This window comes from Phenylobacterium sp. (genome assembly GCF_965229015.1).
GTDB lineage: Bacteria > Pseudomonadota > Alphaproteobacteria > Caulobacterales > Caulobacteraceae > Phenylobacterium.
On sequence record NZ_CBDDIM010000001.1, the window covers coordinates 2,555,309 to 2,580,893 of the forward strand.

Here is a 25,585-nt window from a genome sequence, read left to right on the forward strand (position 1 = left end):
CTGAGCGCCGGAAGAGACGGAGGGGGCTGGGGGCTCTCCTCCCCCGCCCCCGCCCCGCCTAGTGCTTCTTCCCCACCTTGGCGGCGATCTCGCCCAGCATGGCGACGGCGGCGCCCACCCCGAACAGGGCGAGCGCCTCACCGAAGGTGGCGGCCGGCCGCAGCACCGGGGGCACCACGCTCTGCAGGTGGTCCGACAGGGCCAGGATCACGAGGTTCAGCGCCCCGAAGAAGCTCAGGAGCAGGCTGAAGACCCGGATCGCGAAGTTGACCGGCATCGGCCCTAGTAGCTCTTGGCCGGACGCTTGGCGGCGATTTCGGCCAGCAGATAGATCATGGCGCCGAGGCCGAGCAGGCTCACCGACTGGGCGAACCCTTCCACGAGCATGAGCTGATGCGGGATCTTGGCCGCCAGGTCGGCGGGCAGGAAGCCCAGGGCCACATTGACGAGGCCAAGCACGACCAGGATCAGTCCGAGAAGGCGAAACAGCATGTTGAGCGGCATTGGTAGGTGTCCTCCCTATAGTTAAGGCGGAGGTTGCCGTGTTTTTGGGCAGAGGCGAAGCCGATTCAGCCGGACGGCGAACGGCCAAGCTTGACCCGGGCGCGCGCCTTGAGGTTCATGCCGCCCTCCCTGAAGGGCTTCGCAGGAAAACTGGGTTCCGGTTCGCCGCGCGAAGGCGCCTTCTGCGAACGTCATAAAGGAGCGCCCCATGGCCGAAGATCCGAACACCTGGCAGCAAGAGACCAAGCTGGTGCGCGGCGGCATGGCCCGCTCCCCCTATGGCGAGATCTCCGAGGCCCTCTACCTCACCCAGAGCTTCGCCTATGAGAGCGCCGGCGCGGCCGACAAGCGCTTCTCCGGCGAGGAGCCGGGCTTCATCTACCAGCGCTTCGGCAACCCCACGACCCAGATGTTCGAGGACCGCCTGGCGCTTCTCGAAGGCGCTGAGCAGTGTCGCGCGACGGCCTCGGGCATGGCCGCCGTCCATGTGGCCCTGCAGGGCCTGGTGCGGGCCGGCGACCACATCGTGGCCGGCCGGGCCCTGTTCGGCTCCTGCCGCTGGATCCTGTCGGAATGGATGCCGCGGTTCGGGGTGGAGGTGACCTATGTCGACGCCACCGACATCGAGGCCTGGAAGAACGCCGTCCGCCCCAACACCAAGGCCTTCCTAGTGGAGACCCCGGCCAATCCGCTGCTGGAGGTCACCGCCATCGGGGCCGTCGCCGAGGTGGCCCACGCCGCCGGCGCCAAGCTGGTGGTGGACAATGTCTTCGCCACCCCGATCTACCAGAAGCCCTTGGCGCTCGGCGCCGACATCGTCGTCTATTCGGCCACCAAGCATATCGACGGCCAGGGCCGGGTGCTGGGCGGGGCCATCCTGGGCGGCGCCGAGCTGATGACGCAGAGCTACAAGGACATCCTGCGCCACACCGGCCCGGCGCTGTCGCCCTTCAACGCCTGGGTGCTGCTCAAGGGGCTGGAGACCCTGGAGCTGCGGGTCAGCCGCCAGACGCAGAACGCCGCTAGGATCGCCGACGTGATCGGCGCGCATTCCAAGTGCAAGCAGGTGATCTATCCCGGCCGCCCCGACCACCCGCAGGCGGCCATCATCGCCAACCAGATGTCGGGCGGCGGCAATGTGGTGGCCTTCGACCTGGGGAGCCGCGAGGCCGCCTGGCGGTTCCTCGACACGCTGGCCATCATCGACATCTCCAACAACCTCGGCGACGCCAAGTCCATGGCCACCCATCCCTGCACCACCACCCACCGCTCCATGCCCGAGGCCGAGCGCCTGGAGATCGGGCTGACCGAGGGCTGGGTGCGGATGAGCGTCGGCATCGAGGGCGCCGGCGACCTGACGCGGGACGTCGAGCGGGCCCTGGACGCGGCTTAACCGCCCCCTCTCCCGCTTGCGGGAGAGGGTAGGGTGTGAGGGCTCTTTCTGAACTTCCGTTGTTGCTTCGGCGCCGCGACGCGCAGCCCTGCTGCGCGCCCCCTCACCCATCCTCTCCCCCGAAGGGGGCGAGGAGGATAGGCGTCCTAAGCCTCGGCCAAACTCGCCGGGTCCACCGAATAGGTCTTGGAGCAGTACTCGCAGGTCACGCTGATATGGCCGTCGTCCTCCACCATCTCCGCCCGCTCGGCGGCGGAGAAGGAGGTCAGCACGCTCTCGATGCGGGCCTGGGAGCAGCGGCAGGCGGCCACCAGGGGCTTGGGCCCGAACACCCGGACGCCGTCCTCGTGGAACAGGCGGAACAGCAGGGTCTCGGCCGAGATGGTGGGGTCGATCAGCTCGTCCTCGCCGATGGTCTCGAAGAAGGCCTGGGTGCGGACCCAGGCCTCGGCCGTCGGGCCCCGGTTCTCGTCCTCGGCGATGTTCTGGATCAGCATGCCGCCGGCCCGCCAGGTGGGGCCGTCGCCGAAGTCGGCCTGGCCCACGGCCAGCCGCACCCGGGTCGGGGTCTGCTCGGACTGGGCGAAATACTGCTCGGCGCACAGGGCGAGCGTCTCGCCCTCGATGGTGGTGATGCCCTGATAGCGGTCCATGTCGACGCCCTGGTCGACGGTCATGATGAAGACCCCCTCGCCCAGCAGGGTCTTGGCGCCGGGGCGCACGAAGCCCGAGGCGGCCTTGGCCACCGCGTCCTCGTCATAGCGGCAGTAGCCGCGCAGGGCGCCGCCGGTGTCGTAGTCCACCACCACGTAGCGGACCGGGCCGTCGCCCTGGGCCTGGACGATCAGCCGGCCCTCGAACTTCAGGTTGGAGCCCACCAGGGCGGCGAGCGCGCAGGCCTCGCCGAGCAGGTTGGCCACCGGCTCGGGATAGGCGTGGGCGGCCAGGATCTCGTCGACGCTGGCGCCCATCCGCGCCAGGCGCCCGCGCACGGGCTCGCCCTCGATCTGGAACGGGGCGACGAGGTCGTCGGGGGCGGTGAGGGTTTCGATGCTCATGGGCGGGCCATATAGGGGGACTGGGGCGAGGTTGCGAGCTTCAGCTTGTCGCGGCCAGATCCTCCCCCAGCGCGCAGCGCGGTTTGGGGGAGGTGGCGCGCGCAGATATGCGCGCGACGGAGGGGGTGGCCGGCAGGGCCCAAGGAGTCAAAGTCCCCCTCAGTCAGCTTCGCTGACAGCTCCCCCAGGAGGGGAGCATCTGGGCGTCAGCCGATCTTCCCGAAGCACCAGGCCAGGATCGACTTCTGGGCGTGGATGCGGTTCTCCGCCTCGTCCCAGGCCAGCGAGCGGGGCCCGTCGAGCACCTCACCGGTGACCTCCTCGCCGCGGTGGGCGGGCAGGTCGTGCATGAAGACAGCGCCGGGATTGGCCTTCTCCATCAGGGCCTCGGTGACCTGGTAGGGGCCCAGCGCGGCGAGCCGGTCGTCGCGGTCGGTGTCGCCCATGGAGACCCAGGTGTCGGTGATGACGCAGTCGGCGCCGGCGACGGCGTCGGCCGGGTTTTCGGTCACCGTGATCCGGCCCTGCAGGTCGGCGGCGCGGGCCAGGTCGACGCGGTCGGGATGGTACTTGGCGGGGCTGGCGATCTGCAGCTTGAACCCGAACACCGGGGCGGCGTGGATGAAGGTCGAGCAGACGTTGTTGCCGTCGCCGATCCAGGCCAGCGTCTTGCCCTCCACGGACCCGCAGCGCTCCTCATAGGCCAGCAGGTCGGCCAGGATCTGGCAGGGATGGCTCTTGTCCGACAGGCCGTTGATCAACGGCACGGTGGCCACCGAGGCGAAGGTCTCCAGGTCGGCGTGGCGGTTGGCGCGGATCATCACGGCGTCCACCATCCGCGAGAGCACCATGGCGGTGTCCTCGATGGTCTCGCCGCGGCCGAGCTGCATGTCGCTGGCCGTGGAGATGATCACGTCGCCGCCCAGCTGGCGCATGGCCGCGTCGAAGGAGAAGCGGGTGCGGGTGGAGTTCTTCTCGAAGATCATGGCCAGGGTCCGCTCGGCGCCGGGAGCGTCGGCGTCCACGCGGCCTTGCGTCCAGCCCTTGCGGGCGGCCTTGCGGGCCTTGGCGTCGGCCAGGATGGCGCGCAGGTCGGCGGGGGGCACCCGCCACAGGTCGAGGAAGTGTCTGACTTGGGTCATTGGGAATCTCCCAACTCCCGCTCACCCCGGCGAAGGCCGGGGCCCAGGTTCAGCCTGAGAGCGAGGAGTCCTAATCTGAAGTCCCGGCCTTCGCCGGGATGAGCGGAAGGTCGTCAGGCCGCGGCTTTCGCCTGGGTTCGCGCCGCCTCGCAGGCGGCCTCGAGTTTCGCCATGGCCTCCTGGGCTTCTTCCAGGGTCAGGTTCAGCGGCGGCAGCAGGCGCACGCAGTTGTCGCCGCCGCCGGCGATCAGCATGTGCTGGTCGCGGGCATGCTGCATGAACTCGCGATTGGGCGTCTTCAGCTTGATGCCGATCAGCAGGCCCTTGCCGCGGATGTCCTCCACCACGTCGGGGAAGCGCTCCTGCAGGCCCGAGAGCTGCTGGGTGAAGTAGCCGGCGACCTCGCGGACGTGGGCCAACAGCTGCGGGCTGTTGAGTTCCTCCATGGCCGCCAGGCCCACGGCCATGGCCAGCGGGTTGCCGCCATAGGTGGAGCCGTGGCTGCCGACCGTCATGCCCTGGCCGGCCTCGGCGGTGGCCAGGCAGGCGCCCACCGGGAAGCCGCCGCCCAGCGCCTTGGCGATGGCCATGATGTCGGGGGCGGCGTCGCTGGCCCACTCATAGGCGAACAGCTTTCCGGTCCGGCCCAGGCCGCACTGGATCTCGTCATAGATCAGCAGGGTCCCGGTCTCGTCGCAGAGGCGGCGCAGGGCCTGGAGCTGCTGTTCGGTGAGCGAGCGGGCGCCGCCCTCCCCCTGCACCGGCTCGACGATGATCGCCGCGGTGGTGGGGCCGACGAGGGCCTTGAGGCCCTCCATGTCGCCGAACTTGGCCTGGACGAAGCCGGGCATCCGGGGACCGAAGCCCTCCAGATAGGCCGCGTTGCCTGAGGCGTTGACCGCCGCCAGGGTCCGGCCGTGGAAGGAGCCGTCGAAGCCGATGATGTCGATCCGCTCGGGATGGCCCTTGGCCCAGTGGTACTTGCGCGCGGTCTTGATGGCGCACTCGATGGCCTCGGCGCCGGAGTTGGTGAAGAACACCTCGTCGGCGAAGGTGGCGTCGGTCAGCACCTTGGCCAGCTTTTCCTGGCCCGGGATCGTGAAGATGTTGGACACGTGCCAGAGCTTCTCCGCCTGGTCCTTCACCGCCTGCACGAGCTTGGGATTGGCGTGGCCCAGGGCGTTGACCGCGATGCCGGCCATGCAGTCGAGATAGGCGTCCCCGTCGGTGGTGAAAAGTCGCGCGCCCACGCCTCGCTCGAACGCCAGCGGGGTGCGGTTGTACACGCCCATGATGTGATCGCTGGGAACGGGCGCGGCTTGCGTCGCGGTCTTTTCAGTCACTGGGGATACCTCCCAAAAGAGAAGCGTCCCCGGCGCTGGGCGGCGGGGACAGGAAGGCTCGACGTTTTCGTCTCCGAACCCCGATCTGTCAATATTGCTTGCGCGCGACCGATCGGTGACAGGGCCGGCCTCAGGGCAGGGTCAGGCGCACGCTCAGGCCCTGGCCGGCGGACTCGAAGGCCACGGTCGCCCCCACCTGCCGGCTCAGCGCCCGGATCAGGCGAAAGCCGAGGCCGCCGTCGGCGGCCGGATCGAAGCCCGGCGGCAGGCCCGGCCCGTCGTCCACCACCGCGATCTCGACCCCGCCCGCCTCGCCCGGGCGGCAGCGCACCAGGACGATCCCGGCCTGGGCGTATTTGAAGGCGTTGGTGATCACCTCCGAGACGATCTGGCTGACGGGCAGGACCTGCTCGGGCCTCACGGGGCAGGCCGCCGGGATGTCCTGGATCAGCTTGGCTCCGCCCGACAGGCCCGCGGCGAAGGGCGCGCAGATGGTCCGCAGGTGCTCGCTGAGGTCCACCGCGCCGTGCTGGCCATGGGCGGCCAGGGCCCGATGCAGTCGGCCCACCGCCTCCACCTGGGCGCCGATGGTCTCCAGCAGCAGCCGGGTCTCGCCGTCCACCCCCGCCGCCTTGAGGCGCACATAGCCGCTCAGCATGGCCAGGTGGTTGGCGATCCGGTGATCGGCCTCCACCAGCAGGCTGCAGTCGTCGCAGGTCGAGGCGACCTCGGGAACGGGGCGTTCGCCCCGACCGGCGGACGGCCCGGCGATCCAACCCTCACATCGCGACAGGTCGGCCTGCATGGCTTCCATCCGGGTTCTTCGGAGCGCCCCACGCCCAGCTTCACCAGACGCCGATTCAACCTGCGGGCATTGACGGAGGTCAAGTTCGCGCGTGCGGAGAATCGGCGGCCCCGAGCCTCAGACCTCCGCGCCCACCGCGCAGAGCACCTCGTGCATCCAGGCGATGGCCGGGTCCCCCAGCCGGTCCTTCAGGGCCAGCAGGGACAGGTCGATGGGGGCGGCGGGATAGGGCGGGTCGGCCAGCTGGATGAAGCCCCGCTGGGCCGAGAGCAGGGCCAGGCGGCGGGGGATCAGGGCGGCCATGTCGGAGCGGGCGACGATCCCCAGGGCCGAATAGGTGTCGGGCACCACCACCCCCACCCGGCGCGACAGGCCGCTGTCGGCCAGGGCGGCGTCGAAGGCGCCCATGTCCTCCCAGCTGGCGTGCATCAGCAGGCCGGTATTGGCGCGGCGCATGTCGTCCAGGGCCGGCTGCCGGGAGATCACCACGTGCTGCAGGGAGAGCAATTCCTCCAGGCCGATGGGGGCGCCGGCCAGGGGGTTCTGGGCGCGCACCACCCAGACCAGGGTGTCGGTCATCAGGGGGGCGATCGACAGCCGCGGCGGCCCGGCCAGCACCGCCCCCACCACGAAGTCGGTGCGGCGGGCGTCCAGCTGCTCCAGCACGTCGACGGCGGCGTCGGCCACCACCAGCTCTGCCCGCGGCGCCGCCTCGGCCAGGCGCTCCACCAGCCGCGGGATCAGGACGGCGCAGGCATAGGAGCCGGCCACCACGGTGAAGCGGCGCTCGGTGGTGGCGGGATCGAAGTCGCGGGGCGCGATGGCGGCCTGCAATTGGGAGAGCGCGGCATGGACCTGGGGGCCCAGTTCGGTGGCCCGGGCGGTGGGGGTCATCCCCTGGGGACCGCGCACGAACAGCTCGTCCCCCAGGGCGTAGCGCAGCCGGCTGAGCGCGTGGCTGACCGCCGACTGGCTCAGGCCCAGCCGCGCCCCGGCCCGGGTGACGCTACGTTCGGTGAGCAGGGTGTCGAAGACCCGCAAGAGATTCAGATCGATAGCAGGCATATGCAGCTCGTTCATTTGCTGCGTGACGACATATCATTTTGCTCATCGTGACGTCGCGTCTATCTGCACGGTTCGACACGAACCCGGGTCTGTGGGGAGCCTGGGCGCGTTGTCGTCTCCAAAGAACCTGCAGAGGGACGCGCCCGTGAGCGACGCCGAAGGCTATACCGCGATCGCAGACGCCGAGGTCCAGGCCGCCGAGTCCGGCGCGCGCGACACCTGGCTGCGCCGCTGGCGCTGGCCGCTGATCATCGGCGGACCGCTGGCGATCCTGGCGGTCACCGCCTTCTTCGTCATCACCGGCGGCCGCTACCAGTCCACTGACAACGCCTATGTCCAGATCGCCAAGGCGCCGGTCTCCTCCAGCGTCGGCGGCCGGGTGGTGGAGGTCTACGTCAAGGAGAACCAGCGGGTGCGCAAAGGGCAGCTGTTGTTCCGGCTGGACGGCCGCGACTTCCAGGCCGGCGCCGCCCAGGCGCAGGCCAACCTGGCCCAGGCCCAGCTCCAGGTCCGCGCCCTGCGCGCGGCCTATGAGCAGCAGCAGGCCGCCCTGGCCTCGGCCAACGAGACCCTGGACTTCGCCACCCGCGAGGCCGCCCGCCAGAAGGCCATGGTCGAGGCCGGCGTGGCCTCGCGCCAGTCCTATGACGAGGCCGCCCACGCCGCCCAGCAGGCCCGCCAGCAGATCGCCGTCGCCCGCCAGCAGGTGGCCGCGGCCCTCGCCAACCTGAACGGCGACCCCGGCCTCTCCGTTGATCGCCAGCCCTCCGTCCTGGCCGCCCGCGCCCAGCTCGAGCGCGCCACCCTCAACCAGTCCTACGGCCAGGTGATCGCCGCCACCGACGGGGTGGTCACAAAGGTCGAGCAGCTGCAGCCCGGCGCCTATGTGAACCCCTCCCAGACGGTCTTCTGGCTGATCACCGGCCAGCCCTGGGTGGAGGCCAACTTCAAGGAGGACCAGCTGGAGGGCATGAAGGTCGGCCAGCCGGTGACCATCAAGATCGACGCCGATCCCAAGCACCCGCTCAAGGGCCATGTCTCCAGCTTCAGCCCCGGCACCGGCTCGGTCTTCTCGGCCCTGCCCGCCCAGAACGCCACCGGCAACTGGGTGAAGGTCACCCAGCGCCTGCCGGTGCGCATCGCCTTCGATCACGCCCCGCCGGAGACCGCCGGCCGCGCCGGCCTCTCGGCCCACGTGAAGGTCGACGTCCGCGCCCCGGGCCGCGCGGCCAGCTAGGCCCTGGCCATGATCAGCAAGCACGACGCCGCCAACCGCTGGCCGATCACCATCTCGATCATGCTGGCCACGGTGATGAACTCCCTGGACACGACGATCGCCAATGTCGCCCTGCCCCACATCCAGGGCAGCGTCTCGGCCTCGCCGGAACAGATCACCTGGGTCCTGACCTCCTACATCGTCTCGGCGGCGATCATGACGCCGATGAGCGGCTGGCTGGCCGACAAGATCGGCCGCAAGCCCCTGTTCCTGATCTCCATCGCCGGCTTCACCATCGCCTCCATGCTGTGCGGCGTCTCCAACAGCCTGGCGGAGATCGTGATGTTCCGCCTGCTGCAGGGGGTGTTCGGCGCGGCCCTGATCCCCCTGTCCCAGGCCGTCCTGCTGGACATCAACCCGCCCGAGAAGCACGGCCAGGCCATGGCCATCTGGGGGGCCGGCGCGATCCTGGGGCCGATCCTGGGGCCGGCGCTCGGCGGCTATCTCACCGAGCACCTCTCCTGGCGCTGGGTGTTCTTCATCAACCTGCCCATCGGCATCATGGCCTTCCTCGGGGTTTGGCTGTTCATCTCCCCCGATCGCGGCGGCCGGGCCAAGCCCTTCGACTTCCTGGGCTTCGGGACCCTGGTGCTGTTCATCGGCGCCTTCCAGCTGATGCTGGACCGGGGCCCCAGCCTCGACTGGTTCTCCGCCCCCGAGGTCTGGGCCGAGCTGCTGCTGGCCATCATCGGCCTGTGGATCTTCGTCATCCACACCATGACCGCCAGCCACCCCTTCTTCGACCGGGCCCTGGTGCGCGACCGCAACTTCCTCACCGCCAGCGTCTTCGGCTTCTTCATCGGCATCCTGCTGTTCTCCACCATGGCCCTGCTGCCGCCGATGATGCAGGGGCTGATGGGCTATCCGGTGCTGACCTCCGGCCTGGTGAGCATGCCCCGCGGCCTGGGCTCCTTCATCGCCATGTTCGCCGTGGGCCAGCTGGTGGGCCGGGTGGACACCCGCGCCATCCTGATGACCGGCCTGTCCCTGAACGCCGTGGCCCTGTGGATGATGATGGGCTTCGACCTCACCATGAATTCCAACCTGATCATGATCTCCGGCATCGTGCAGGGGCTGGGGATCGGCCTGATCTTCGTGCCGCTCTCGACCCTGGCCTTCGCCACCATCTCCCCGGCCCTGCGGCCGGAGGGGTCCAGCGTCTACACCCTGATCCGCAACCTGGGCTCGGGCGTCGGCATCTCGATCATGAACGCGCTGGTGGTCTCCAACACCCAGACCATGCACGCCTCCATGGCCGACAAGGTCAATCCCAGCGACCCGGTCACCCAGGCGGCCATGGCCGGCCGCTTCGACCTGACCACCGTGCCGGGCCTCTCATCGCTCAACGCCGAGATCACCCGCCAGGCGACGATGGTGGCCTATGTCGACGACTTCAAACTGATGCTGATCATCACCATCGCCTGCATGCCCATGCTGCTGCTGATGCGTAAGCCCAAGGGCCTAGCCGGAGGCGCTCCCCATGTCGAAGTCGATTAGAACCCAGGCTCGCGCGGCCCTCACCGGGGTCAGCCTGCTGGCGCTCACCGCCTGCGCCGCCATGGGCCCGGACTTCAAGGCGCCCGCCGCCCCCGCCACGCCGGGCTACGCCATGGCCGGCGACCGTCCCGCCCCCGGCGTCGTCCTGTCCCCCGAGACCCGCGCGGCGGGCCCCTGGTGGAACGCCTTCGGCTCGGCCCAGCTGGACGCCGTGGTGCGCCAGGCCCTGGCCGGCAGCCCGAGCCTGACCGAGGCCGACGCGACCCTGGCCCGCGCCCAGGCCGAGCTGCGGGCGACCCAGGGCCAGGGCGACCCCAGCATCGACGTCGTGGCCGGCGCCCAGCGCGAGCGGATCAACACCCAGGCCTTCGGCTTCACCGGCTTCCCCAGCCCCACCATCAACCTCTATTCCCTGGGCGCGACGGTCACCTACGACCTGGACATCTTCGGCGGTCAGCGCCGCAAGGTGGAGGCCGCCCAGGCCCAGGCCGACGCCCTGGCCCGGCGCGCCGACGCCGCCTATCTGACCCTGACCGGCGACGTGGTGATGCAGGCCATGAAGGTCGCCGTCCTGCGCGCCCAGATCGCCGCCGTCCAGGGGATGGTCTCCGACGACCGCCAGACCGTGGCCATGGTCCGCAAGGCGCAACAGGCCGGCGGCCAGGCGCCCTCGGCCATCACCGGGGGCCTGGCGCAACAGGCCCAGGACGAGGCCCTGCTGCCGCCGCTGCAGAGGCAACTGGACGCCGCCCGCCACCGCCTGGCCCTGCTGGTGGGCCAGTCGCCCGCCGCCTGGACGGCGCCCGATTTCGACCTCGCCGACTTCGCCGCGCCCGGCGTGGTCCCCGTCAGCCTGCCCTCAGCCCTGGTCCGCCGGCGGCCCGACATCCTGGCCGCCGAGGCCGAGCTGCACGCCGCCACCGCCCAGATCGGCGTGGCCACCGCCGCCCGCTATCCCGACATCCGTCTGAGCGCCGGCCTGACCCAGCAGGCCATCCATCCGGAGGATCTGTTCAGCCCCGACTCCGCAGGCTGGAACCTGGCCGCGAACCTGGTGGGGCCGGTGGTGCGCAGCAAGACGCTGAAGTCCCGCCAGCGGGCCGCCGAGGCCGAGGCCAGGGCCGCCCAGGCCCGCTACGACGCCACGGTGCTGCGGGCCTTCGTCCAGGTCTCGGATGTGATGAGCAACCTGGCGGGCGACCAGGCCGCGCTGGCCGCCCAGACCCGCGCCCAGCGGGCGGCCGAGGCCACCCTGCGCGACGAGCGCAAGGCCCTGGAGCTCGGCGGCGGCACGATGCTGTCGGTGGTGGACGCCCAGCGCCAGCTCAACCGGGCCCGCCGCGACACGATCGCGGCCCAGGGCCAGGGCCTGGCCGACACCGCCGAGCTGTTCACCGCCACGGCGGCGGACTGGCGGGTGGGGAGCTGACCACTCCCCATGATCGTCATCCCGGCCGCAGCGCAGCGGAGAGCCGGGACCCAGGAGCCCAGCCCCGTCACCTGGGTCCCGGGTCTCCCTGCGGTCGCCCGGGATGACGGGGTAGTGGATGAGCGGGGACTGACCCCGCCCCTCAGGTCTTCAGCTTGTAGCCGGTCTCGAACATCCACAGGCAGGTGAAGAAGAAGGCGACCACCAGGCCGGCGGTCATGCCGACGCCGGCGCCCAGCGAGCCCTCGGCGTGGCCGATGAAGCCGTAGCGGAAGCCGTCGATCAGATAGAAGAACGGGTTGTAGTGGCTGGCCGAGCGGAAGGGCTCGGGCAGGCGCTCCACCAGGTAGAAGGTGCCCGACAGGAAGGTCATGGGCATGATGATGAAGTTGGTCACCGCCGACATGTGGTCGAACTTCTCGGCCCACAGACCGGCCATGACCCCCAGCATCCCCAGGATCATCGCCGCGCCGACCCCGAAATAGAGCACGGCCCAGAGGTGGGCGATGGGAAGGTGGGCGAAGGGCAGGATGGCCAGCCAGGTCACCGCCCCCACCACCACGCCGCGGGTGGCGGCGCCGAGCGCGAAGGCGGCCACCTGTTCGATGGGGGTGAGCGGCGGGGTCAGGAAGTCGCCGGTCAGGCCGTTCATCTTGGCCTGCAGCAGGCTCGACGAGGAGTTGGAGAAGGCGTTGTTGAGGATCTGCATCATGATCAGGCCCGGCGCCACGAAGGTGGCGAAGGCCACCCCATGGACCGGGGTGCGGGCGCCCTGGGCGGCCACCACGAAGACCATCATGTAGAGCAGGGCCGTCACCACCGGGGCGGCCAGGGTCTGGGTCCCCACCTTCCAGAAGCGGCGGATCTCGCGGAGATAGAGTGTCCGGAAGCCGGCCCAGTTGACCCCGTGATAGTCGCGGGGCTCGGGCGGCATGATGGCGGCGGCGGTCGGCATATCCTTCATGGGCGCTGATGTGCGCCCGGGCGCCGCGAAGCGCAAGAGTGCGACCTTCCGACGCTATATGTGGTTCCTGTGGACGAAGGGGGGGGCGCCTATTGTGGGTCTTAAGGATCTGTTTACGATATCTAGTAGTTGGTGAGTGCGTGAGCACGCGCTGCCACAACATATTGATCCTGGGTCTGCCGCACGGGGCTGCCGGAACCAGGACACCGCGGAGGCGAGACCATGGGTTGGACGGACGAACGCGTCGAGAATCTGAAAAAGCTCTGGCAGGATGGCCTTTCCGCCAGCCAGATCGCCAAGCAGCTTGGCGGTGTCACCCGTAACGCGGTGATCGGCAAGGTGCACCGGCTGGGCCTGTCGGGCCGCGCCACCCCCTCCAAGCCGGCGCGTCCGGTCTTCAAGGCCCCGCGTCCGCAACGCGCCGTGGCCCAGCCCGCCGCCCCGCGCCGCATCGCCGAGCCCATGGTGGCCCAGGCCCCCGCGCCGCCGCCCGTGCGCTACATCGACGAAGCCCCCGGCTCGGCCACCGTGCTGACCCTGGGCGCCCACATGTGCAAGTGGCCGATCGGCGATCCGTCCACCGACGGCTTCACCTTCTGCGGCCGCCGCCAGGACGACGGTCCCTACTGCTCCGAACACGCCCGGGTGGCCTATCAGCCGGCCCAGGCCAAGAAGCGCTCGGGCCCCAACGAACTGGCCCGCTCGCTGCGCCGCTACATCTAGTCGCCCTTGAAGAGCTGGCGAGGGTTTGGGTTTGCGCCCACCCTCGCTAGTCTCGGCGCATGACTGACCTCGCGCCAGAGTCGACCGACTCCAACGCCAAGCCCTATTCCGTCTCCGAACTCGCCTTCGCCCTGAAGCGGACGCTGGAGGACGCCTACGGCTTCGTCCGCCTGAGGGCGGAACTCTCCAAGGTCACCTTCCACGGCAACGGCCACGTCTACCTGACCCTCAAAGACGACCGCGCCGCCATCGACGGGGTGGTGTGGAAGGGCTCGGTCAGGAACCTGTCGGTCCGGCCCGAACAGGGGCTGGAGGTGATCGTCACCGGCAAGATCACCACCTACCCCGCCGGCTCCCGCTATCAGATCGTCATCGAGACCATGGAGGCCGCCGGGGTGGGCGCTCTGCTGGCCCAGCTCGAGCGGCTGAAGGCCAAGATGCAGGCCGAGGGCCTGTTCGAGGCCTCGCGCAAGCGCCCCCTGCCCGCCATGCCGATGGTGGTGGGCGTCATCACCAGCCCGACCGGGGCGGTGATCCGCGACATCCTGCACCGCATCCGCGACCGCTGGCCCTGCCGCGTGATCGTCTGGCCGGTCGTGGTTCAGGGGGACGCCGCCGCCGCCCAGGTGGGGAACGCCATCCAGCGCTTCAACGCCCTCGCGCCCGACGGCCCCGTGCCGCGCCCCGACGTCCTGATCGTGGCCCGCGGCGGCGGCTCGGTGGAGGACCTCTGGGCCTTCAACGACGAGGGCCTGGCCCGCATCGTGGCGGCCGGGACCATTCCGCTGATCTCGGCGGTGGGCCACGAGACCGACACCACCCTCATCGACTTCGTCTCCGACCGCCGCGCGCCCACCCCCACCGCCGCCGCCGAGGTGGCCACCCCCGTGCTGGCCGAGCTGCGCGCCGCCATCGGCGACCTGTCCTCGCGCCTGCACCGCCAGGGTGGCCGGGTGGTGGAGGATCGTCGGCAACGGGTCGTGCACGCCAGCCGGTCGCTGGACCGCGTGCCCGACCTGGTGGAGATGGCCGCCCAGCGCTTCAACCTCGCCGCCAGCCGCCTGGCCGCCGCCCTGAACCGCAACATCTCCATCCACGACACCCAGCTGATCCGCACCGCCTCGCGCCTGTCGCCGGCCCTGCTGCAGCGGCCCCAGCAGGTGCGGACCGAGCGGCTGGCCGGGGTCGCCGCCCGGCTGGCGGCCGGCCTGGAACGCAATGTCGCCGTCCACCGCGGCGAGCTCACCCGGCTCACCGCCCGCCTCACCCCGGCCCTGCTCCAGCGCCCCCGGCAGCAGCAGGCCGAGGCCCTGTCGCGCACCGCCCTGCGCCTGCGGCCCGCCCTCGACCGCGGCCTGGAGCGGATGACCGAACGCCTTGTCAGCCTGGGGAAACTCCACGCCTCGGTGGATCCCAGCGCGCCCCTGAAGCGCGGTTTCGCCCGGGTGCACCGGGCCGACGGCTCCCTGGTCCGCGAGGGCGCGACCCTGCGCAGCGGCGACGGCGTCAGCCTGGTCTTCGCCGACGTGGCGCGCCAGGCCACCATCGACGGGACCCCCGGCGCCGCGCCCGAGCCGCCGCCCGCCCCGGCCCGGCCGGCTCGCCCCCCGCGGGCGCCGCCCTCGCCTTCCGCGCAGGGCGATCTGTTCTGAGCCTCTCGCCTGGAGTAGGATGGCGCCCATGAACGCCCATGATCGCAACCTGCCCGGCTCCACCGCCGACCTGGCCGTCCTCCACTATGGCGACGGCGAGTTCGTGGTCCTGAAACAGGGCCGCTACGTCCTGTGCGCGGTCTCCGGGGTGAAGATCCCGCTGGAGGCCCTGCGCTACTGGAGCGCCCCGCTGCAGGAGGCCTATGCCAGCCCGGCCGAGTCCCTGGCCCGCTGGCAGGCGACCAACCGCTGAACCGGCGCGGCGCCCTCCTGGGCCTGGCGGCGGTCGGTCTCTGGACCCCCGCCCGCGCGGCCGCGCCCGGCCTGACCCTCACCGGTCGTTACCAGCAGGGCGGCTTCGCCCTTGGCCGCACCACGCCCCGCGCCCAGGTCTTCCTCGACGGCCAGCCCGAGACCCTGGCCTCGCAGGACGGCTATTTCGTCGTCGGCTTCGACCGCGACGCCGAGCCCCAGGCCATCATCCGGGTGGTGACCGAGGACGGCGAGGCCAGCCACATCGCCAGGATCGCGCCGGGACACTTCGACATCCAGCGCATCAGCGGCCTGCCGCCCAGCCAGGTGAATCCCACCGGCGAGGCCCTGCTGGCCCGGATCAAGGCCGAGGCCGAGCGCAAGGCCGAGGGCTACGCCAGCCGCGCCGACATCGACGGCTTCAGGTCGGGCTTCATCGTCCCCCTGAAAAAGTACCGCCAGAGCGCCCGCTTCGGCGGCCAGCGCATCCTCAACGGCGAGCCGCGTCCGCCCCACTACGGCGCCGACCTGGCCGCCCCCACCGGAACCCCGATCCACGCCCCCGCCGACGGGATCGTGGCCCTGTCCGACCCCGACATGCACTTCGAGGGCGGCCTGACCATGATCGACCACGGCCAGGGCCTGATCAGCGTCTATCTGCACCAGTCGCGGATCGACGTCCGCCGCGGCCAGATGGTCAAGCAGGGTCAGGTCATCGGCGCCGTGGGCATGAAGGGCCGCGCCACCGGCCCCCACCTCTGCTGGCGCATGAAGTGGCGCGGCCGCAACCTCGACCCCATGCTGATGGTGGGCGCCCGCACGCCGGCCTAGAGCACGATGCGATCAGGCGGAATCGCCTGACCGCTGAATCGTGCTCTAGTTTTGAAAGTATGGAGCCGGATTCAGGCTTCGAGAGAAGCCATCCGGAACTAGCGGGCCGCGATCCAGTCGCAGACGGTGGCGATCGCCTCCGGCGCCAGGCTGGTTTCGATCTCCGCATATTCCGACGGCGCGCCGGTGATCGCCGGCTGCAGGAGATGGTTGAGCCCCGGGAGGGTCACCACCGTCGCCGCCGCATTGGCCGCCGCAATCGCCGCCCCGTGCGCCCGCGGCGGAGTCTGCAGGTCCTTCTCCGCCAGCACCACCAGGGCCGGGCAGATCAGGCCGCGCAGCCCGGCCGTGTGGTCGTGGGTGGCCCAGTAGCGCTGCCAGGGCGTGGCGGCGATGGCGGCGCGCAGCTCCAGGCGCTCGGAGGGGTAGGCCACCGCGGTGAGGATCTCCCGGGCCCGCGCCAGGGTCTGTTCGCGCGTGGGCGCCTTGGAGGCCTCGCAGAGCGCGCGGACGAAGCCGACCGTGCGGTCGAAATCCCGAGGGACGCCGCCCACCACGCGGGCGGCGTTGAACATCTCGGTCTCCAGGATGTCCTCGTCGGGAAGGGCCGTGGGGGTCATCATCACGCAGAAGGCGACGTGCGGATCGGCGGCGGCGATGTCGGCGGAGATATGCGCGCCCTCGCTGTGGCCCATCAGGCCCACCGCGCCGAGGTCGGACCGGGTCCGCAGGAAGGCGATGGCCGCCGCGAGGTCGGCGGCGAAATCGCCGGTGCTGGCGGTGTCGAAGCGGCCCTCCGATCGCCCCACGCCACGCTTGTCGTAGCGCAGGGTGGCGAACCCCAGGCGGGTCAGCTGGTCGGCCCAGAGCGCCATGGGCTTGTGGCCGGCCACCGTCTGGTCGCGGTCGACCTCGCCGAACCAGGAGGAGAGGACGATGACGCGGTGCGGGCCGGGACCCGGCGGGCGGGTCAGGGTCCCCGATCGCATCGAGCCGTCGGCGCCGGTGAAGCTGATCCCCGCCACGTCATACGGGAAGGGCGGGACGAGCGTCTGCGGGCGGGCCGCGTGGACGGCCGGCGGCGCCACGCCCCGCGCAAGGCTCACCGGGAAATCGACGCTGTTGTGGAAGCAAGTCCCCTGCAGCCGGTCGCCGGCCAGGCGCAGGTCGAAGGCGAGGTCCACAGGGAGGAGTTCGAAGACGATTCGATCGCCGTCGCGCCGCAGTGGCAGCGCGTCGACCGCGCCTGATCGCCGGTTGATCCACGCCGTGTCGCCCTCGAGCCGGACGCCGAGCTTCACCTTCGCCGCGCCGGTGTCGAGGACGCCGTGCCAGTCGCCTGAGATATCTGGGGTCATGGGCGGAAAATCGCCGCGCGCCGCAGGTCCTGGCAAAGCACAATAGCTTGGCTTGATCGGGCCGCCGCGGCCTGACACCCTGTCAGCGTCGGAGGTTCAGGAAACCTCCGCGCCGCTCACTTGCGGGCCCGCTTATAGGTCTCGTTGGGCCAGCGCTTGTGGACCCAGAACCATTCGGTGGGGCGGTCGCGGATGCGATCCTCGATGAAGGCGTTCACCTTTCGCACCCCGGCGGCGATGTCCTCGTTGCGGTTTCCCGTGTTCTTCAGGCGGATCGGGTCGTGCACCACCACCTTGAAGCGGGCCTTGTGGGTGCGCTGCACCGACATGGGCTGCAGGGGGATGTCGAAGCGCAGGGCGAAGCTGGAGGGGCCGGGCGCGGTGTAGCAGGTGACCCCGAACAGCGGCGCGGCCACCCCGCCGTTGAACTTCTGGTCGTTCATCAGGGCCACGCATTCGCCGCGGGCCAGGGCCCGGATCAGCTCACGGGCGCTCTCGGTCCCCTTGGGCGCGAACAGGCGCACGCCGTAACGGAAGCGGCTGCGGCGGAAGCTCTCGTCCACATAGGGGTTGTTCATCGCCCGATAGGTGATCTGGCAGGTGATCCCGGCATGGACGATGGCGGCGGGCATGACCTCCATCGAGGAGAAGTGGCCGGAGATGAACACCACGGACTCGCCGGTCTCGGCGATCTGCTTCAGGCGCTCGGCGTTCACCACCTCCACGCGGCTGGGATCATTGATGATCTTGTCGAGGATCGGGAATTCCAGGGCCACCCGCCCCGCCTCGGCCCAGCTTTCCCGGGTCAGGCGCTCGATCTCGGCGTCGTCGGCCTGGGGGAAGGCGATCCGCAGATTGGTCTGGACGACGCGGTGGGTGCTGGTGAGCGGCCCCAGGCGCTGGAACAGCCAGGCGCCGAAATCCGACACCGCATCGATGGGGAACAGCCGCGCCAGGCCAGTGACCAGGTCATAGGCCAAGGCCTCGAGCCGCCAGACGACGTGCTGGGCCAGGGAGGGTCGCGCTTCCGCCATGGCCTGTCCTAACCGGCGGTCCCCAGTCGCGCAACGCGAGCCCGACTCTCCTGGCGCGTGTCTTGCCCATTTCAGGCCAGACCGTCTCGCTTTGGGACGGCGCCAAACAAACGCGAAGAGGGGCGGTGCATCCCATGGGTAATGACATCGACGTTCATCTTGGTAAGCGTCTTCGCCGTCGTCGGCGGCTCCTGGGCCTGACCCAGCAACAACTGGCCGGAGCCTGCGGCGTGCGGTTCCAGCAGATCCAGAAGTACGAGTGCGGCGCGAACCGCATCTCGGCCGCCCGCCTGTGGCAGCTGTCCGAAGCCTTGGAAGTGCCGGTCGGCTACTTCTATGACGGCCTCTCGGAACTGGCCCAGCGCGAACCGGCCAACGAGGGCGACGGCGGCGGCGAGATGTTCGCCCGCAAGGAAACCCTCGACCTGATCCGCGCCTACTACCAGCTGGGCGAGCGTCCGCGCCGCCGGCTGCTCGACCTCGCCAAGTCGCTGAACGGCGAACACGAGGCGGTCTGAACCACCCCTCGTGAGTTTGGGGGGATATCGCGAGGGCGAGCGGCGGGATAAAGCGAGTGCATGCTCGCTCCCGACCGTCTCGCTGCTCTCGACAGCTTCCTGATTGACCTGAACCGCGCCTCCGCCGCCGCCATCGCCCCGCTGTTCCGGGCCGATCACGGCCTGGAGGACAAGGGCACCGCCACCTGGTTCGATCCCGTCACCGCCGCCGACAAGGGCGCGGAGGCGGCCATCCGAAAGCTGATCGCCGAGCACTATCCCGAGCACGGGGTGATCGGCGAGGAGTATGGCGAGGACCGCCCGGACGCCGAGTGGGTGTGGGTTCTAGATCCTGTTGACGGGACTCGCGCCTTCATCGCCGGCCTGCCGGTCTGGACCACCCTGATCGCCCTGCGCCATGAGGGCCGCCCGGTGCTGGGCTCCATCGGCCAGCCCTATATCGGCGAACTCTATATCGGCCATGCCGGGGGCTCGCGCCTGCTGGCCCGTGGCCAGGAGAAGCCGCTCAAGGTGCGCCCCTGTCCCAGGCTCACCGACGCCATCATCGCCACCACCGACCCGGAGGCCAACTTCACCGGCGCCGAGCTGGGCGCCTGGACCCAGGTCCGCGCGGCGGCCAAGCTCGCCCGCCTGGGCTGCGACGCCTACGCCTACGCCATGGTGGCGGCGGGCACGATGGACATGGTGATCGAGGCGGGACTGAAGTCCTGGGATATCGAGAGCGCCATCCCCCTGATCGAGGGGGCCGGCGGCCTGGTCACCGACTGGCGGGGCAATCCCGTGGGCCAGACCGGCGGCCAGATCGTCATCGCCGGCGACCGGGCCTGCCTCGAAGAGGCCCTGGTCGCCCTCAAGCGGTCAGCGAACTAGCTAGGCCTTCTTCGGCGCGGACTTCGCAGCCGCGGGCTTCTTGGCCGCGGCGGGCGCCTTGGCGGCCGCAGGTTTGGCGGCGGCCTTCGGCGCGGCCTTGGGGGCCGGCTTGGCGGCGGCCGGCTTGGCCGGAGCCTTCGCCGCGGGCTTTGGCGCCGCCTTGGGCGCAGCGGCCTTGGCCGGAGCGGCCGCCTTGGGCGCCGCAGGCTTCGCGGCGGCCTTCGGGGCGGCGGCCTTGGCCGGAGCCTTGGCGGCGGCGGGCTTGGCGGCCGGCTTCGCAGCCGGCTTGGCGGCGGCCTTCGGAGCCGTCTTGGGCGCCGCGGCCTTGGCCGGAGCGGCGGCCTTGGGGGCCGGCTTCGGCGCAGCCGCCTTCGCGGCGGGCTTGGCCGCTGCCTTCGCAGCGGGCTTGGCGGCCGCCTTGGGCGTCGCGGGCGTCGCGGCGGCCTTCGGCGCGGCGGCGGCGGGCTTGGGCGCAGCCACGGCCGGCTTCGGCGCGGCGGCGGCAGGCGCGGGGGCCGGAGTCGGGGCGGGGGCCACGGCCGCCGGCCTGGCGGGGGCGGGCTTTGGCTTGGCGCCGGTGATCTTGCCGATCAGAGAGTCGAAGGCGGCCCAGAAGCCGGAGCGCTTGTCGTCGGTTTCCATAAGAATCTCATGATAGGAGCCAGCCACGCTGACGAATTCGCCAGCCGGCAGATTTGATGCGGCCGCTCGTTGCGCCGCGTCGACGACAAGCTTGTCGTCTCCGGCCGATACGATGACCACGGGGATCTTTACGTCACGCAGGTGGGCGGGCTTGGCCAGCCAGGCCGTCGCCCGGAACGCGAAATCGAGCCAGCCCCAGGTCGGACTGCCCAGCGCCAGCTCGTTGTGCGCCGCGATCTGGGCGCGGACCCGGGCGAAGCGCTTCGGGTCGTGGGTGAGGGCGTTGCCCTCGAAACTCTCGTTGAAGGGATTGGCCGGCTGTTCGGCGACATAGCGCGAGCCGCGGCCGATCAGGCTGTTGAGGGTGGCCATCAGCTTGGCCTGGTAGAGGGGCGTCGTCCCGGTCCTCACCCCCAGCATGGGCGCGCAGAGCACCGCGCCGGCGAAGCGGCGGGACTCGCCCTTGGCCAGGGCCAACAGGGTCAGGCAGCCGCCCATGGAATGGCCGACGGCGATCCAGGGCTTGGGCAGGCGGCTCTCGAAGGCCGCCAGGATGGCGCGGTAGTCGGTGAGGAAGGTCTCGTAGCCGTAGGCGTGGCCCTTCAGGCGGTCGGACAGGTCGCGATGGGACAGGCCCTGGCCGCGCCACTCCTGGACCAGCACCGTGAAGCCACGGTCCATCAGTTCGCCGACCACCTCGAAATACTTCTCGATGTGTTCGGTCCGGCCGGTGCTCAGCACCACCGAGCCTCGCGAGACGCCCTTGGGCGCGAACAGGGCCGCGCGCAGCTTGGCGCCGCCGGCCCCGATGACCCATTCGGCCGAGCCGCCCGGGGGGATCGGCGCCTCGGGGACGGCGATCAGGGGGGCGGCCTCAGCCATGGTCGGCCACCATCTTCGAGAACAGCGCCTGGACCTGGGGCTGCAGGGCCATGGCCAGGCCCATGTCGGAGAGCCGCATGCGCCCCTTCATCACCGCCGTCATGGGGTTGAGCTCGCGCTTGCCCATGGCCTTCAGGTCGGCCTTGCTGATGGTGATCGTCAGGTCGGCGGGCTTATCGTCATTGCTGACCGCGCCGCCGTCGATGTGGATGAAGCCTTCGCCCTTGAGGTCGAACTTCACGGACTTGCCCAGGCCGGAGTCGTCGCCGACGCCCGACTTCACCCGTTCGGTCAGTTCCTGCAAGCTCGCCAAGGATTCGGCCCTTCCACAGTTGATGGTGGGCGCACCTTCGCCTCTCGCGCGAATGATGTAAACGGCGACGCTTTTCCCAGGGTTACCGGGAGGTTGAGACGCCCGCCGATCAGCCGGCCTTGACCGGCGCGGGACAGGCGTCGCCCAACCGGCGCGCATCGGTGGTGAAGCGTCCCCCCAGCGGCAGGCCGGCATAGGTGGTGTCGACATCGGCCACCATCTTGAAGGTCGTGGGCGAATAGCTGCCGGTGGCCTCGATGGCGACCTGGCGGCCCTTCTTGCTGGCGCAGGTGCCCTTCAGGGTGATCTTCCCGTTCTGGAAGATCCGCGTCGGATAGGTGCAGCTGTAATGGCGGTTGCTGGGGCCCAGGGTGAACTTGGCCACCTCCGAGGGCGTGATGCAGCGCCGCTCCTTCTTGGTCTGGCTGATCACCGCCTGGACCTTGTTGGTCACCTCCCAATAGCCGGGCTGGATGGTGGATTCCTGGGCGAGCGCCGGGGCGGCGGCCAGGGCGGAGACGGCGAACAGTCCGAGGGTCAGGGTGCGCAACATGTTCCAAGCTCTAGCGCCAAAGGATGCTGACAGAATAGGGCACCGAGGTGGCTTAGGTCTGACACGGCGTGTCGGGTCCCGTTCATCTTGCACATCGCCGGGGCCCCGCGCATAGTTGAGAACGTCTCGCAACAACGCCGGAGGACCGTCATGAAGACCCTCGCCCTCGCCGACCTCGACCAGATCTATCGTCCGCCCGGCAAGCTGGTGATCGACAAGGCCCTGGCCCGGGTCGACCGGCACGGCCGCAGCTTCATCGAACTGTCCCCCTTCTGCGTGGTGTCCTCGGCGGGACCGGACGGCGCCATGGACGTGTCGCCGCGCGGCGGGGAGCCGGGCTTTGTCCATGTCGGCGAGGACGGGGGAACGCTCCTCCTGCCCGACCGGCCCGGCAACAACCGGCTCGACACCCTGCGCAACCTGCTGGCGGGCTCCGGCCAGGTGGGGTTGATGTTCATGATCCCGGGCTTCGATGACGTCTATCGGGTGAACGGCCGGGCCAGCGCCAGCGCCGACCCCGAGCTGCTGGCCCAGTTCGTCGAGTTCGGGAAACCGCCGCGCCTGGTGCTCACCATCGCGGTGGAGGAGGCCTTCTTCCACTGCCCCAAGGCCATCATGCGCGGACGCCTGTGGGAGCCGGAGGCCCGGATCGACCGCACCGTCCTGCCCAGCCTCTCCGAGATCGTCATGGACCAGCTGCAGATGGGCAAGCCGACCATCAGCGAGGCGCAGATCGTCGAAAGCTACAAGAGCCAGCTCTAAGCCTGTCGCACAGCCTCGACGCCCAGCTTCACAGCGCGCGCCATCTCCGCGTTGATCGCCGCGGCCCCGGCGAAGGGCTGGTGGGCGCGGGTGAAGACGGCCACGGCGTAGCGCCCGCCGTCCGGCCAGCCGATCACCCCGATCTCGTTGCGCACTCGGCCAAACAGGCCGCCGCTCTTGGCCGCCAGGGTCCCGCCGTCGGGGACGGCCGGCTCCAGGCGCCGGGTCACCTGCTGGCCCATCACCTCGCGCAGCGTGGCGCAGGCCGGTGGCAGGGCGGCGCCATCGGCCCAGATCGACGCCAGCAGGGTGGTCATGTCCCGCGCCGTGGTGCGGGACCCCCGCGCCGGATCGAGGGCGGCGACGGCGTCGAGGCGGGCGGGGTCGAGGCTGCCGGCCTGGGCCGCCGGGCCCAGCTTGCCGGCCTGGGCGGCCAGCAGTTCGGCATAGGTGCGGAACTCCAGCTCCACCGCCATGGCGTCGAGCATCGCCTTCAGGTCGCTGACGATCCGCGTCTCGCGGCAGCCGCAGGTCAGGGCGCGGGCGTTGATGGCGTCCAGGCCGACCCGGGCGATCAGCACATCGGTGGCCGCGTTGTCGCTCACCGTCATCATCTGCCGGGCGAGATCGCGCAGGGACAGGCGCACCGGGTCCTGAAAGTTCGAGAGCCCCGTCGGGCCAGGCGTCACCACCGCCGGGCGAAGGTCCGTCTGCTTGGCCGGATCGATCGAGCCCTCCGCGGCCCGGGCGTAGAATTCCAGGGCCACCAGGACCTTGAAGACCGAGGCCGGGACCATGGGGCGGTCGGCCTCGAGGCCCACCTCGGCGCCGGTGGCCAGGTCGCGGACGTGCAGGGTCCCGTCGCAGCCGGCGGCGGCGAAGCCGGCCTGGAGGGCGGCGGCGATGTCGGGGGCGGCCATGGGCTCAGGTCGGCTTTACGAAGCGCAGGGTCATCCGGTCGCTCTCGCCGATGGCGTCGTACTTGGCGTGGTCGAAGGTGGGGTCGTCGGGCTGGCCGCGGGGGGAGGAGCGGCGGACCGGCGGCAGGGTCCAGACCCCGAAGGGGTGGTCCTTGGTGTCCTTGGGGTTGGCGTTGATCTCCGAGGCCTTGTCCAGGATGAAGCCGGCCTCCTGGGCGAGCTGGGCCACATAGGCCTGCTGCACATAGCCGTCGGCGGCCAGCACGTCCTGCACCCCGCCCGGGTTGGCGCGGTGCTCCTCGACCCCCAGGACCCCGCCGGGCTTGAGGGCCACGAAGGCGTCATGGAAGGCCTTCTCGGCGATGCCGGCGGCCATCCAATTGTGGACGTTGCGCAGGAAGAGGGCGAGGTCGGCCGAGCCCGCCGGCGCCACCGCCCCGCTGGTGGGGCCAAAGGCTGTGATCACCACGTCGCCATAGAGCTTGGGCCGGGCCCGCAGCTTGCGGCGGTAGGCCGCGACGATCTCGGCCGAGGCCGGCTCGCCCGGATCGTTGGTCTGCAGGTCGGCGGCGAACAGCTTGCCGTCGGTGGCCGCCAGGAAGGGGGCCAGGATGTCGGTGTACCAGCCGGCGCCCGGCCAGAACTCCACCACCGTCTGGCCCGGCGCCAGGCGGAAGAACTCCAGGGTCTCGACGGGATGGCGCCAGGGATCGCGGGCCTTGTCGGCGGCGGTGCGCCACTCGCCGGCCACCGCCTGGGCGATGGTCATCGGCCCGGCCTTGGGCGCCGGCGCCTTGTCGGCCTTCTTGCCGCAGGCCGCCAGGGCCAGGCTCGAGGCGATCATCCCGCGTCGCGACAGCGAAACCATTGAGCCCATTGCGGAAGCGCACCCCTGATCGAAGACCTCAGGGGTGGTAGACTGCGCCGCGCGCGGGGTCAAAACCGCGGCCTCAGCCGGGCTTCACGAAACGCAGGGTCATGCGGTCGCTTTCGCCGATGGCGTCGTACCGGGCGCGGTCGAAGGCGGGATCCTGGGTCTTGCCCCCCTCGGTGGTGTAGCGCGAGGGCGGCAGGGTCCAGACGCCGAAGGGATGATCCTTGGTGTCCTTGGGATTGGCGTTGACCTCCGAGGCGGCGGCCAGCTTGAAGCCGGCCTTCTGCGCGGCGGCGACGACGGTGGCTGTGGCGACATAGCCGTCGCGGGCGTCGCCCTTCTGGGGCCGCGGATCGGCCCGGTGCTCCTCCACGGCCAGGACCCCGCCGGGCTTCAGCACGGCGTAGAAATCGGCCATGGCCTTGTCGAGCATCGGCGGCTGCCAGAGCCAGTTATGGATGTTGCGGGCAGTGATCACCATGTCGGCAGACCCCGGCGTCCCCAGGGGCTTGGACTGGGTCCCGAAGTTCACGAAGCCCACCTTCCCGAACTTCGCCGCGTCGGCGTACCGCGCCTCGAAGGCCGCGCGGCCCTTGCGGGCGCCCTCCGACAGGGCCGGATTGTCCAGGTCGGCGGCGCTGGCGATGTAGGTCCCGCCGGTCGCCTTGGCGTAGGGCGCCAGGATCTCGGTCCAGTAGCCGGTCCCGGGCGAGATCTCGATGATGGTCTGCTTCGGCTTCACCCCCCAGAAGGCCAGGGTCTCATAGGGATGGCGGGCGCCGTCGCGGGCGCTGTTGGCCTCCGTCCGGGCCGGGCCGGCGACGGCGGCCCGCAGCGCCTTGTCGTCGGCGGCCTGGGCGGCGGGCGCGAGGCTGATGAGGGCCAGTGCGGAGAGCAGGGCGAGGGAGCGGCGGGACATCCGGGG

Annotated in this window: 27 protein-coding genes and 1 pseudogene; 12 read left to right on the forward strand and 16 right to left on the reverse strand. The window is 70.6% G+C overall.

Going from position 1 to position 25,585, the window contains the following annotated elements; all coding sequences use genetic code 11:
* Window positions 1-58: 58 nt before the first annotated feature.
* Window positions 59-277 (reverse strand): hypothetical protein, encoded by a 219-nt coding sequence (locus ACO06I_RS12865; RefSeq protein WP_421932964.1) that lies wholly within the window; start codon window positions 275-277, stop codon window positions 59-61.
* Between the two features lie 5 nt (window positions 278-282).
* Window positions 283-504, reverse strand: coding sequence for a hypothetical protein (locus ACO06I_RS12870; RefSeq protein ID WP_421932965.1), 222 nt, complete (start codon window positions 502-504; stop codon window positions 283-285).
* A 208-nt stretch (window positions 505-712) separates the two neighbouring features.
* On the opposite strand from ACO06I_RS12870, the gene metZ reads away from it, so the two are divergent.
* Entirely contained in the window at window positions 713-1,897 is a 1,185-nt protein-coding gene (gene metZ, locus ACO06I_RS12875; protein ID WP_421932966.1) for an O-succinylhomoserine sulfhydrylase, read from the forward strand.
* 146 nt (window positions 1,898-2,043) lie between these two features.
* On the opposite strand, the gene ACO06I_RS12880 is transcribed toward metZ, so the two are convergent.
* The 5 genes from ACO06I_RS12880 to ACO06I_RS12900 all read right to left on the reverse strand — a co-directional run bounded on the left by ACO06I_RS12880 (window position 2,044) and on the right by ACO06I_RS12900 (window position 7,310).
* Window positions 2,044-2,955, reverse strand: a complete 912-nt coding sequence (locus ACO06I_RS12880; protein WP_421932967.1) for an Hsp33 family molecular chaperone — start codon at window positions 2,953-2,955, stop codon at window positions 2,044-2,046.
* Window positions 2,956-3,161: 206 nt separating this feature from the next.
* Window positions 3,162-4,097: an ornithine carbamoyltransferase gene (gene argF / locus ACO06I_RS12885; RefSeq protein WP_421932968.1), complete on the reverse strand. Its 936-nt coding sequence runs from the start codon at window positions 4,095-4,097 to the stop codon at window positions 3,162-3,164.
* A gap of 113 nt (window positions 4,098-4,210) precedes the next feature.
* Window positions 4,211-5,389: an aspartate aminotransferase family protein gene (locus ACO06I_RS12890; protein WP_421933627.1), complete on the reverse strand. Its 1,179-nt coding sequence runs from the start codon at window positions 5,387-5,389 to the stop codon at window positions 4,211-4,213.
* Between the two features lie 181 nt (window positions 5,390-5,570).
* A complete protein-coding gene (locus tag ACO06I_RS12895; protein WP_421932969.1) occupies window positions 5,571-6,254 on the reverse strand; it encodes a sensor histidine kinase in 684 nt (227 codons plus the stop codon).
* Window positions 6,255-6,362: 108 nt separating this feature from the next.
* The gene (locus ACO06I_RS12900; RefSeq protein ID WP_421932970.1) at window positions 6,363-7,310 is read right to left on the reverse strand and encodes a LysR family transcriptional regulator; all 948 of its coding nucleotides are present in this window, start codon (window positions 7,308-7,310) and stop codon (window positions 6,363-6,365) included.
* A 145-nt stretch (window positions 7,311-7,455) separates the two neighbouring features.
* On the opposite strand from ACO06I_RS12900, the gene ACO06I_RS12905 reads away from it, so the two are divergent.
* From ACO06I_RS12905 to ACO06I_RS12920, 4 genes and pseudogenes are all read left to right on the forward strand, one after another.
* Window positions 7,456-8,547 carry an HlyD family secretion protein gene (locus ACO06I_RS12905; RefSeq protein WP_421932971.1) on the forward strand — a complete coding sequence of 364 codons (1,092 nt, stop codon included), beginning with the start codon at window positions 7,456-7,458 and terminating at the stop codon, window positions 8,545-8,547.
* 9 nt (window positions 8,548-8,556) lie between these two features.
* Window positions 8,557-10,083 (forward strand): DHA2 family efflux MFS transporter permease subunit, encoded by a 1,527-nt coding sequence (locus ACO06I_RS12910; RefSeq protein WP_421932972.1) that lies wholly within the window; start codon window positions 8,557-8,559, stop codon window positions 10,081-10,083.
* Window positions 10,067-11,512, forward strand: a complete 1,446-nt coding sequence (locus ACO06I_RS12915) for an efflux transporter outer membrane subunit (protein WP_421932973.1) — start codon at window positions 10,067-10,069, stop codon at window positions 11,510-11,512. The genes ACO06I_RS12910 and ACO06I_RS12915 overlap by 17 nt, the downstream gene beginning before the upstream one ends.
* A 17-nt stretch (window positions 11,513-11,529) precedes the next feature.
* Window positions 11,530-11,598, forward strand: a pseudogene (locus ACO06I_RS12920) (hypothetical protein); the annotation flags it as partial.
* A 56-nt stretch (window positions 11,599-11,654) separates the two neighbouring features.
* Here ACO06I_RS12920 and ACO06I_RS12925 read toward each other — a convergent pair.
* A complete protein-coding gene (locus ACO06I_RS12925) occupies window positions 11,655-12,476 on the reverse strand; it encodes an ABC transporter permease (protein ID WP_421932974.1) in 822 nt (273 codons plus the stop codon).
* A gap of 222 nt (window positions 12,477-12,698) precedes the next feature.
* Between ACO06I_RS12925 and ACO06I_RS12930 the strand changes: the two genes are divergently transcribed.
* The 4 genes from ACO06I_RS12930 to ACO06I_RS12945 all read left to right on the forward strand — a co-directional run bounded on the left by ACO06I_RS12930 (window position 12,699) and on the right by ACO06I_RS12945 (window position 15,934).
* A complete protein-coding gene (locus tag ACO06I_RS12930) occupies window positions 12,699-13,199 on the forward strand; it encodes a GcrA family cell cycle regulator (RefSeq protein WP_304698001.1) in 501 nt (166 codons plus the stop codon).
* A 59-nt stretch (window positions 13,200-13,258) separates the two neighbouring features.
* Window positions 13,259-14,851 (forward strand): exodeoxyribonuclease VII large subunit, encoded by a 1,593-nt coding sequence (gene xseA, locus ACO06I_RS12935; RefSeq protein ID WP_421932975.1) that lies wholly within the window; start codon window positions 13,259-13,261, stop codon window positions 14,849-14,851.
* A 28-nt stretch (window positions 14,852-14,879) separates the two neighbouring features.
* Entirely contained in the window at window positions 14,880-15,104 is a 225-nt protein-coding gene (locus ACO06I_RS12940; RefSeq protein WP_421932976.1) for a DUF2093 domain-containing protein, read from the forward strand.
* A 71-nt stretch (window positions 15,105-15,175) separates the two neighbouring features.
* Window positions 15,176-15,934, forward strand: a complete 759-nt coding sequence (locus ACO06I_RS12945) for a M23 family metallopeptidase (protein WP_421933628.1) — start codon at window positions 15,176-15,178, stop codon at window positions 15,932-15,934.
* Between the two features lie 98 nt (window positions 15,935-16,032).
* Here the strand turns inward: ACO06I_RS12945 and ACO06I_RS12950 are convergent, their stop codons facing one another.
* Entirely contained in the window at window positions 16,033-17,292 is a 1,260-nt protein-coding gene (locus ACO06I_RS12950; RefSeq protein WP_421932977.1) for an alpha/beta hydrolase, read from the reverse strand.
* Window positions 17,293-17,408: 116 nt separating this feature from the next.
* Window positions 17,409-18,326: a lysophospholipid acyltransferase family protein gene (locus ACO06I_RS12955; protein WP_421932978.1), complete on the reverse strand. Its 918-nt coding sequence runs from the start codon at window positions 18,324-18,326 to the stop codon at window positions 17,409-17,411.
* 134 nt (window positions 18,327-18,460) lie between these two features.
* On the opposite strand from ACO06I_RS12955, the gene ACO06I_RS12960 reads away from it, so the two are divergent.
* Window positions 18,461-18,844, forward strand: a complete 384-nt coding sequence (locus ACO06I_RS12960; RefSeq protein ID WP_215906474.1) for a helix-turn-helix domain-containing protein — start codon at window positions 18,461-18,463, stop codon at window positions 18,842-18,844.
* A gap of 60 nt (window positions 18,845-18,904) precedes the next feature.
* Window positions 18,905-19,714, forward strand: coding sequence for a histidinol-phosphatase (hisN, locus tag ACO06I_RS12965; protein ID WP_421932979.1), 810 nt, complete (start codon window positions 18,905-18,907; stop codon window positions 19,712-19,714).
* Here hisN and ACO06I_RS12970 read toward each other — a convergent pair whose 3' ends face one another.
* The 3 genes from ACO06I_RS12970 to ACO06I_RS12980 all read right to left on the reverse strand — a co-directional run bounded on the left by ACO06I_RS12970 (window position 19,715) and on the right by ACO06I_RS12980 (window position 22,104).
* Window positions 19,715-21,238 carry an alpha/beta fold hydrolase gene (locus ACO06I_RS12970; RefSeq protein ID WP_421932980.1) on the reverse strand — a complete coding sequence of 508 codons (1,524 nt, stop codon included), beginning with the start codon at window positions 21,236-21,238 and terminating at the stop codon, window positions 19,715-19,717.
* Window positions 21,231-21,551 (reverse strand): SCP2 sterol-binding domain-containing protein, encoded by a 321-nt coding sequence (locus ACO06I_RS12975; protein WP_421932981.1) that lies wholly within the window; start codon window positions 21,549-21,551, stop codon window positions 21,231-21,233. The genes ACO06I_RS12970 and ACO06I_RS12975 overlap by 8 nt, the downstream gene beginning before the upstream one ends.
* 109 nt (window positions 21,552-21,660) lie before the next feature.
* Window positions 21,661-22,104 carry a DUF3617 domain-containing protein gene (locus ACO06I_RS12980; protein WP_421932982.1) on the reverse strand — a complete coding sequence of 148 codons (444 nt, stop codon included), beginning with the start codon at window positions 22,102-22,104 and terminating at the stop codon, window positions 21,661-21,663.
* Window positions 22,105-22,254: 150 nt separating this feature from the next.
* Here ACO06I_RS12980 and ACO06I_RS12985 point away from each other — a divergent pair, with 150 nt between their 5' ends.
* A complete protein-coding gene (locus tag ACO06I_RS12985; protein ID WP_421932983.1) occupies window positions 22,255-22,866 on the forward strand; it encodes an MSMEG_1061 family FMN-dependent PPOX-type flavoprotein in 612 nt (203 codons plus the stop codon).
* On the opposite strand, the gene ACO06I_RS12990 is transcribed toward ACO06I_RS12985, so the two are convergent.
* The 3 genes from ACO06I_RS12990 to ACO06I_RS13000 all read right to left on the reverse strand — a co-directional run bounded on the left by ACO06I_RS12990 (window position 22,863) and on the right by ACO06I_RS13000 (window position 25,579).
* Entirely contained in the window at window positions 22,863-23,786 is a 924-nt protein-coding gene (locus tag ACO06I_RS12990; protein ID WP_421932984.1) for a serine hydrolase, read from the reverse strand. The two genes, ACO06I_RS12985 and ACO06I_RS12990, sit on opposite strands and share 4 nt — an antisense overlap.
* Before the next feature lie 4 nt (window positions 23,787-23,790).
* Entirely contained in the window at window positions 23,791-24,630 is an 840-nt protein-coding gene (locus ACO06I_RS12995; protein WP_421932985.1) for a class I SAM-dependent methyltransferase, read from the reverse strand.
* 106 nt (window positions 24,631-24,736) lie between these two features.
* Window positions 24,737-25,579 (reverse strand): class I SAM-dependent methyltransferase, encoded by an 843-nt coding sequence (locus ACO06I_RS13000; protein WP_421932986.1) that lies wholly within the window; start codon window positions 25,577-25,579, stop codon window positions 24,737-24,739.
* Window positions 25,580-25,585 lie beyond the last annotated feature (6 nt).

Bases quoted from the DNA above. Each gene is read 5' to 3' on its own strand.
- ACO06I_RS12970 (WP_421932980.1), bottom strand. From the start codon at position 21,238: ATGGCTGAGGCCGCCCCCCTGATCGCCGTCCCCGAGGCGCCGATCCCC.
- ACO06I_RS12880 (WP_421932967.1), bottom strand. From the start codon at position 2,955: ATGAGCATCGAAACCCTCACCGCCCCCGACGACCTCGTCGCCCCGTTC.
- xseA (WP_421932975.1), top strand. From the start codon at position 13,259: ATGACTGACCTCGCGCCAGAGTCGACCGACTCCAACGCCAAGCCCTAT.
- hisN (WP_421932979.1), top strand. From the start codon at position 18,905: ATGCTCGCTCCCGACCGTCTCGCTGCTCTCGACAGCTTCCTGATTGAC.
- ACO06I_RS12990 (WP_421932984.1), bottom strand. From the start codon at position 23,786: ATGGCCGCCCCCGACATCGCCGCCGCCCTCCAGGCCGGCTTCGCCGCC.
- ACO06I_RS12950 (WP_421932977.1), bottom strand. From the start codon at position 17,292: ATGACCCCAGATATCTCAGGCGACTGGCACGGCGTCCTCGACACCGGC.
- ACO06I_RS12925 (WP_421932974.1), bottom strand. From the start codon at position 12,476: ATGAAGGATATGCCGACCGCCGCCGCCATCATGCCGCCCGAGCCCCGC.
- ACO06I_RS12985 (WP_421932983.1), top strand. From the start codon at position 22,255: ATGAAGACCCTCGCCCTCGCCGACCTCGACCAGATCTATCGTCCGCCC.
- ACO06I_RS12870 (WP_421932965.1), bottom strand. From the start codon at position 504: ATGCCGCTCAACATGCTGTTTCGCCTTCTCGGACTGATCCTGGTCGTG.
- ACO06I_RS12890 (WP_421933627.1), bottom strand. From the start codon at position 5,389: ATGGGCGTGTACAACCGCACCCCGCTGGCGTTCGAGCGAGGCGTGGGC.
- ACO06I_RS12960 (WP_215906474.1), top strand. From the start codon at position 18,461: ATGGGTAATGACATCGACGTTCATCTTGGTAAGCGTCTTCGCCGTCGT.
- ACO06I_RS12900 (WP_421932970.1), bottom strand. From the start codon at position 7,310: ATGCCTGCTATCGATCTGAATCTCTTGCGGGTCTTCGACACCCTGCTC.
- ACO06I_RS12980 (WP_421932982.1), bottom strand. From the start codon at position 22,104: ATGTTGCGCACCCTGACCCTCGGACTGTTCGCCGTCTCCGCCCTGGCC.
- ACO06I_RS12895 (WP_421932969.1), bottom strand. From the start codon at position 6,254: ATGGAAGCCATGCAGGCCGACCTGTCGCGATGTGAGGGTTGGATCGCC.
- ACO06I_RS12865 (WP_421932964.1), bottom strand. From the start codon at position 277: ATGCCGGTCAACTTCGCGATCCGGGTCTTCAGCCTGCTCCTGAGCTTC.
- ACO06I_RS12930 (WP_304698001.1), top strand. From the start codon at position 12,699: ATGGGTTGGACGGACGAACGCGTCGAGAATCTGAAAAAGCTCTGGCAG.
- ACO06I_RS12940 (WP_421932976.1), top strand. From the start codon at position 14,880: ATGAACGCCCATGATCGCAACCTGCCCGGCTCCACCGCCGACCTGGCC.
- argF (WP_421932968.1), bottom strand. From the start codon at position 4,097: ATGACCCAAGTCAGACACTTCCTCGACCTGTGGCGGGTGCCCCCCGCC.
- metZ (WP_421932966.1), top strand. From the start codon at position 713: ATGGCCGAAGATCCGAACACCTGGCAGCAAGAGACCAAGCTGGTGCGC.
- ACO06I_RS12955 (WP_421932978.1), bottom strand. From the start codon at position 18,326: ATGGCGGAAGCGCGACCCTCCCTGGCCCAGCACGTCGTCTGGCGGCTC.
- ACO06I_RS12995 (WP_421932985.1), bottom strand. From the start codon at position 24,630: ATGATCGCCTCGAGCCTGGCCCTGGCGGCCTGCGGCAAGAAGGCCGAC.
- ACO06I_RS13000 (WP_421932986.1), bottom strand. From the start codon at position 25,579: ATGTCCCGCCGCTCCCTCGCCCTGCTCTCCGCACTGGCCCTCATCAGC.
- ACO06I_RS12910 (WP_421932972.1), top strand. From the start codon at position 8,557: ATGATCAGCAAGCACGACGCCGCCAACCGCTGGCCGATCACCATCTCG.
- ACO06I_RS12915 (WP_421932973.1), top strand. From the start codon at position 10,067: ATGTCGAAGTCGATTAGAACCCAGGCTCGCGCGGCCCTCACCGGGGTC.